We start from the raw sequence: 1,777 nt of genomic DNA, 5'->3' as shown, positions 1-1,777 counted from the left end.
AACACCAGGCCGCGACCGACCTGGACGCCGTGCAAACGGAACTCGCCGCGGCGCAGCGCCGGGCCGAGCGGGCCGAAGCCGAAGCGGCGCTCGCGCGCCAGTGGCTGGCCACCCTGCGCGTCGTGCCGCGCGAACGCGAAGGGGGCCGGCGGCGCAAGGGCGACCGTTCGGCAGCAGCCGCGCCGGAAGAACAAGGCGACGGTCAGGGGGAAGCGCAGCAGGATGAGCGGGGCGAAGCGCAGGGTGAAGAGCGGGGCGACGCGCCGGGGGCGGCGCACCCCAACCATCAGGACGAAGGCAACGACAGCAGTGACGGCAGCGATGACAGCAAAGACTGAGCGGGCGGACGCGATTCCGCGGGATCCCGGCGCAGAGGGGCATAGGCGAGAAGCGAACGACACGCAAGAGACAAGGTCTCACCGTCCATGGGATCAGGCAGCGTCTGCACCGGCAGTGACGGCAATGAAGGAGAACAAATTGGCCCCCAAACCAGCAGTGGAACCCCTGGTCGCGACCAAGGCGACGGACGCACTTGGCCAGATGGAGCTTCCCATCGCGGAGGCGATGCGCGACGCGGATCCCGTCAGTGGTGAAGCCCGTGGTGCAGGCGTCGGTCGTGGCAGCGCTGACACTGCTGACACGCAGACCCGACGCATGGACTTCTGGTCGACCAGCCGGGAGAGCGGCCCGACGGCGACCGTGTCCTATCGGCGCCGGCGGCCTTACACCGCCCCGGACGCTGCGACGGAAGTCGTGGCACCGGAAGCATCGCGGGAAGCCGCCGCCTCGGCAGCGTTGAGGGAATCGGACGCGCCGCAAGCGCCCATGGAAGCCATGCCCTCGGCAGCGACCCCGGAAGCCGTGGTCGACGCTCCGGTGGAAGTGCTGGCCACGGACGAACCGACGGAAGCGGCCGCCCAGGACGAACGGACCGAGACGGCCGCCCCGGTCGCACCGCTTGACGCCCCAGCTCCGGAAGCCGCGCCGGAAGAGACGCGGGCCCCGAAGCGCGGTCGGAAGCCGAAAGCGCTCACCGAAACTGCCGCTGCGGAAGCTGCGCCGGAAGAGGCGCGGGCACCGAAGCGCGGTCGGAAACCGAAAGCGCTCGCCGAAACAGCTGCTCCGGAAGCTGCGCCGGAAGAGACGCAGGCCCCGCAGCGCGGTCGCAAGCCGAAAGTGCTCACCGAAACGGCCACTCCGGAAGCTGCGCGTGAAGAGACGCGGGCCCCAAAGCGCGGTCGGAAGCCGAAAGCGCTCGCCGAAACGGCCGCGCCGGAAGCTGCGCCTAAAGAGACGCGGACCCCGCAGCGCGGTCGGAAGCCGAAAATCCTAGCGGAAGTTGCCGCGCCGGAAGTCACGACTCAAGCGACCCCAACGCGGAAGCGCGGGCCGAAGCCGAGAACACTGCCTGGCGTGGAGGCGGCCCCGGAAGCGCCGACGCAGCAGACGCGAACCCGGAAGCCGCGACAGGAGCAAAAAGCGCCTACCGCCACCCAACGCCCGTCCCAATCCTCACTGCTCGCCCAACTGGCCTCTGTCAATGCGCAACTGGAGCAGTTGCGAGCCGCGGTGCCCAAGGTCGTGGAGGAGATTCGGCAGTGGATGCAGGAGTACGACCTCAGCATGGAGGAAATTGCGGGCCAGCCCAGGGTTGAGCCCGCTGCCCGCGCGGTGCCGGCCAAGACGAAGGCCGCGCCGCGTCCGAGGTACCGCAACCCGAAGACGGGCCAGACCTGGTCGGGGCGCGGTCGGGCTCCCGCGTGGCTTGGCAAGAAGC

1 protein-coding gene and 1 pseudogene are annotated in these 1,777 nt (G+C 69.9%); both read left to right on the top strand.

What is annotated here, in order from left to right:
• Positions 1-338, top strand: a pseudogene (locus KHO41_RS40875) (DNA-binding protein); the annotation flags it as partial.
• A 124-nt stretch (positions 339-462) separates the two neighbouring features.
• Positions 463-1,777: H-NS histone family protein (locus KHO41_RS40870; RefSeq protein ID WP_244874284.1), on the top strand; the 1,315-nt coding region annotated here is incomplete at its 3' end.

This window comes from Cupriavidus numazuensis, assembly GCF_905397435.1.
GTDB classification, from domain to species: Bacteria; Pseudomonadota; Gammaproteobacteria; order Burkholderiales; family Burkholderiaceae; genus Cupriavidus; species Cupriavidus numazuensis.
Note: the sequence above shows the minus strand (reverse complement) of the source record. Positions and strands in the feature narration are given on the sequence as shown.